This window comes from Pseudomonas agronomica (assembly GCF_025917275.1).
Lineage (GTDB): Bacteria > Pseudomonadota > Gammaproteobacteria > Pseudomonadales > Pseudomonadaceae > Aquipseudomonas > Aquipseudomonas agronomica.
In genome coordinates, this window is sequence record NZ_JAOSHO010000389.1 from 1 (window position 1) to 4,867 (window position 4,867).

The 4,867-nt window shown below is 63.9% G+C and carries 4 protein-coding genes; 1 reads left to right on the forward strand and 3 read right to left on the reverse strand.

Annotated elements, in window-relative coordinates:
- The 3 genes from OC610_RS21195 to OC610_RS21205 all read right to left on the reverse strand — a co-directional run.
- The coding region (locus OC610_RS21195) for an efflux RND transporter permease subunit (protein ID WP_264430510.1) at positions 1 to 1,282 on the reverse strand (1,282 nt) is incomplete at its 3' end.
- A complete protein-coding gene (locus tag OC610_RS21200; protein ID WP_264430511.1) occupies positions 1,279 to 2,343 on the reverse strand; it encodes an efflux RND transporter periplasmic adaptor subunit in 1,065 nt (354 codons plus the stop codon). The genes OC610_RS21200 and OC610_RS21195, both read right to left, overlap by 4 nt.
- Positions 2,340 to 3,443 (reverse strand): efflux RND transporter periplasmic adaptor subunit, encoded by a 1,104-nt coding sequence (locus OC610_RS21205; protein ID WP_264430514.1) that lies wholly within the window; start codon positions 3,441 to 3,443, stop codon positions 2,340 to 2,342. Before OC610_RS21205 ends, OC610_RS21200 begins: the two co-directional genes overlap by 4 nt.
- A 220-nt stretch (positions 3,444 to 3,663) precedes the next feature.
- On the opposite strand from OC610_RS21205, the gene OC610_RS21210 reads away from it, so the two are divergent.
- On the forward strand, positions 3,664 to 4,824 hold the full coding sequence (locus OC610_RS21210; RefSeq protein ID WP_264430517.1) for an AAA family ATPase: 1,161 nt from the start codon (positions 3,664 to 3,666) through the stop codon (positions 4,822 to 4,824).
- Positions 4,825 to 4,867 lie beyond the last annotated feature (43 nt).

Here is a 4,867-nt window from a genome sequence, read left to right on the forward strand (position 1 = left end):
TGGCGGCCTGGTCCTTGCTGTCGCCCTTTTCCAAACGGGTCACCATCATTTCCACGGTGATCATCGCGTCGTCCACCAGCAGCCCGAGGGCGATGATCAGCGCGCCGAGAGAGATCCGCTGCATGGTGATGCCGCTGTATTCCATGAAGACGAACACCATCGCCAGCACCAGCGGGATCGAGCAGGCCACCACCAGCCCGGCCCGGATGCCGAGGCTGATGAAACTGACGACGAGCACGATAATCACCGCCTCGAACAATGCGCTGGTGAAACCGCCAACGGCCTCCTCCACTACTTCGGCCTGGTCCGACACCGTGTGCACGCCGACGCCCACCGGGAGGTCGGCGGTCAGTTCGTTCATGCGTGCGTGCAGCGCCTTGCCGAATTCCTGGATGTTGCCGCCCTTCTTCATCGCGATGGCCAAGCCAATGGCCGGCGTGCCGTTGAAGCGGAACATCGGCGTGGCGGGGTCGACGTAGCCACGGCGGATATCGGCTATGTCCGCCAGTCGATAGAAACGATCGTTGAGTCGCAGGTTGACGTTGGCCAGGTCCTTTTCCGATTGGAACTGCCCCGACGTACGCACGGAAATCCGCTCCGGCCCGGCGTCGATCACCCCGGCCGGGGTCACGGCGTTTTGCGATTGCAGGCTCTGCACCACTTGGCGTTGGTCGATGCCCAGGGCTGCGAGTTTGCGCGTGGAGAAGTTCAGGTACAGCACTTCGTCCTGCTCGCCGACCATCTCCACCTTGCCCAGGCCAGGCACGTCGCGGATCTCGGCACGTACTTGCTCCACGTAATCGCGCAACTGACGCATCGACAGGCCGTCGCCGGTGAAGGCGTACACCGAGCCATAAACGTCGCCGAATTCATCGTTGAATCCCGGACCTTGCAGGCCTTCAGGGAAATCACCACGAATGTCGTTGATCTTCTTGCGGACCTGGTACCAGATCTCCGGGATTTCCTTGGCGCCCGTGGTATCGCGCAGGTACACGAACACCGTGGACTCACCGGGCCGGGTGTAGCTCTTCACATAATCGAGGGAGTCGAGCTCCTCGAGTTTTTTCTCGATGCGGTCGGTGACCTGCTTGAGGGTTTCTTCCTGGGTCGCGCCAGGCCAGCGGGTCTGGATGACCATGGTCTTGATGGTGAACGACGGATCCTCCTCGCGGCCCAGGTTCATGTAGGAGAACACGCCCATCAGCAGCGCGACGAACATCAGGTACCAGACAAACGACTGATGCCGCAGGGCCCATTCCGATAAGTTGAAAGGCCCTTTCATCGTGCGTCCTCGTCGAGTTTCACTTTTTGCCCCGGCTGGAGACTGTTTACGCCAGCGCTGACCACGCGGTCGCCGGGCTTGATGCCGTTGGCCACCAACACCGAGTCGTCCGACCGTTCGAGCACCTGTACGTCCCGGGGCGAGACCGTCTGGTCCTGCGGGTTGACCAGCCAGATTCGGGTCTTGCCATCCACTTCTTGCAGCGCACTGAGCGGCAACTCGATGCGCGGCTCGATGGCCGAGCTCAGGGTCACGCTGATGGCCGTGCCCAGGCGAAATCCGGGCGGCGTATCAGTCAGGGTCAGGCGTGCGCGGCGCGTGCGGGTGGCGCTTTGCGCCTGGGGTTCGATCTCGCGCACGATGGCCGTGGTGCGGGTCGCCGGGTCGAGTTGCGCGGCAACTTCGAACACCACGTCCTCGGGCAGGCGCTCGGCCAATCCGGCCGGCAAGTCGATGACCGCTTCCTTGATGTCCGGGCGAGCCAGCGTCACCACCTGCTGGCCGGCGGTGACCACTTGCCCGGCCTCGGCATTCCAAGCCGTGACAACGGCGTCGTGGTCGGTGCGAAGCTCGCTGTAGTTAAGCTGGTCGCGGGCCTGGTCCACCGCAGCCCGGGCCTGGTCCAGGGAGGCGGCGGTGGTTTTCAGGTCGGTCTGGGCGACGTCCAGTTGCGCCTGGGCGCCGACGCCACGGTCGAACAATTGTTGCTGGCGACGGGCGTTGGCTTGGGCATTGATGTACTGCGCCTGGATCCGCGCGAGGTCGCCCTGGGCGGCGCGCAACTGGTTCTGCTGGTCGGTGGGGTCGAGGGTCGCGAGCAAGTCGCCCTTCTTTACCTCGGCGCCGACATCAACGTTGCGGCTGGCGATGCGGCCCGGCACCCGGAAACCCACGTTGGTTTCGTAGCGCGCCTGGATATTCCCGGCGAAGCGGCCGAGGGCCTGTTGATCGAGGGCCCGAACCTCGATGGACAACACCGGTCGCACCGGCTCCGGCGGCGCTTCTTCCTTCGAACAGGCGGCCAGCAGCAGGCCGGCCGAGACCATCCACAGGCGCTTCATGGCAGGGCTCCTGTCGGGGCTTTGTCGTGGTTGTTTTCAGCGATCTCGACGCGCACGCCAGGATGGAGCAATTGCCCGCCGGCAATGATGATCTTCTCACCGCCCTTGAGCCCGTCACTGATGATGACCTTGCCGGTCAAATAGCGGCCGACCGTGACCGTCTGCAACTGCGCCTTGCCCTCGCTGTCCACCAACCATACGGCCGGCTCGCTGAGGTTCTTCGTCAGTGCCGACCAAGGCAACTCCACGGCGGTCTTTCCGGCGGATTTGGCCGTGGCGCTGACCACCGACCCCAGGCGCATGCCTTCAGGCAAGTCGTTGAGCGTGACCTTGACCTGCACGGTACCGGTCTCGGCGGACACCGCCGGGGTGATCTCGCGCACGGTACCGGTGGTCTTGATGGCCGGGTTGTCCAGCAGGCTGATGGTGATCTGCGGGTCCGATGGCGGTTCGCGCAGCAGTGATTCATAGATGTTGAACACCGCGTCGCGCTCGCCGTCCCGGGCCAGGCTGAAGATCGGCTCCGTGGCCTGGACCACCTGGCCGACTTCGGCCTGGCGCGCCGTGATGATACCGGGCGCCTCGGCGATCAACGCCGTATAGCTCAGCTGTTCCCGAGCATTGGCCAGCTGTGCCTGGGCTGCCGTCAGCGCGCTCTGGCTGCTGCGCAATTGCGCCTGGGCCGTGTCGTATTCGCTCTGGCTGGTGTAGCCCTTGGGCAAGAGCTTCTGCTGGCGCACAAAGGCCGCCGCGCTCTGCTTGACCCGCGCCTGTTCGGCGGCCACCTGGGCTTCGGCGGAGTCGACGTTGGTCTGCAAGTCACGAGGGTCGAGCCGGGCCAGCACTTGGCGGGCCGAGACCCGGTCGCCAACGTCGACTTTGCGCTCGATGATCTTGCCGCCCACGCGAAACGACAGATCGGCTTGAACTCGGGCCTGGACATCGCCGGTCAGCGTGACCGAGGCAGCATATTCACTGGGCGTGGCTTGCTGTACGAACACCCGAGGCAAGGCTTTTGCCTCGGGTTTCTTGTCACCGCACCCCGCCAACAACGCACACACGCCCAAGCCAACAATCAATTTGATTCCGGGACCAGTCATGCAGACTCCTTTGCGTTGTACCGACGTACCAGTGACGATACGACTGTGAGCTTAGAACAGGGTTCACCGAATACAATGGATACATCGCCCTCTGTAGGAGCTGTCGAGCGAAGCGAGGCTGCGATCTTTCCTCAGCCAATTGAATCTCAAGTGAAAGATGAAAAGATCGCAGCCTCGCTTCGCTCGTCAGCTCCTACGGCCCATGCAGCAGGAGATATGCATGCTCAAGACATTGGCGGTGGCCAACTACCGGTCCATCAATAAGTTGGTCATCCCGCTGGGCCGGCTGAACCTGATCACCGGCCCCAACGGCAGTGGCAAATCCAATCTGTATCGCGCCCTGCGCCTGTTGGCGGAGACGGCGCAGGGCGGGGTGGTGAATGCCTTGGCCCGTGAAGGCGGCCTGGATTCGACCTTCTGGGCGGGACCGGAAGAAATCAGCCGGCGCATGCGCAACGGCGAAGTACCCGTCCAGGCAACCGTGCGTCAGGGCACCAAGCGCCTGCGCCTGGGATTCGCCGCTGAAGACTTCAGCTATTCGATCGCCCTGGGCCTGCCGGAGCCCAGCCGCTCGGCTTTCTCCCTGGACCCTGAAATCAAGCGCGAATGCATCTGGGCCGGTCCGGTGTTTCGACCGGCCAGCCTGCTGGTGGACCGCAACGGGCCCATGGTCCGGGCCCGCGAGCGGCGTTCCTGGGATGTCCTGTCCCAGCACACCCCGACCTTCGACAGCCTGTTCGATCAGGTCGGCAGCCTGCGTGCCTCGCCGGAGGTGCTGCAAATGCGCGAGTTCATCCGCCGCTGGCGTTTCTATGATCATTTTCGCAGCGACGCCGACGCCCCGGTGCGCCAACCCCAACTCGGCACCCGCACCCCGGTGTTGCATCACGATGGCCGCGACCTCGCCGCCGCGCTGCAAACGATCCTTGAGATAGGCGACTTCGAGGCGCTGCATGCCGCCATCGGCGATGCCTTCCCGGGCGCTCATCTGCAGATCGACAAGCTGCAAGGTGGACGTTTCGCCATCGCGTTCCAACAGCACGGCCTGCTGCGGCCACTGACCGCCGCCGAACTGTCCGACGGGACCTTGCGCTACCTGTTGTTGGTGGCCGCCCTGCTCACGCCGCGACCGCCCTCGCTGATGGTCCTCAACGAACCGGAAACCAGCCTGCACCCCGACCTGTTGCCAGCCTTGGCGCGTTTGATCATCCGAGCCTCGGCCAATTGCCAGGTCTGGGTCGTATCCCACGCCACGCGCCTGATTGCCGCGCTGGAACAGGATGAGCAGTGCAATTGCATCGTGCTGGAGAAAGACCTCGGACAGACCGGGATTGTCGGGCAGCGGGCGCTGGATGAGCCGGCATGGCATTGGCCGGATTGAGTGGCGCCTGATAAACCGAATCGCGAGCAAGCTCGCTCCCACA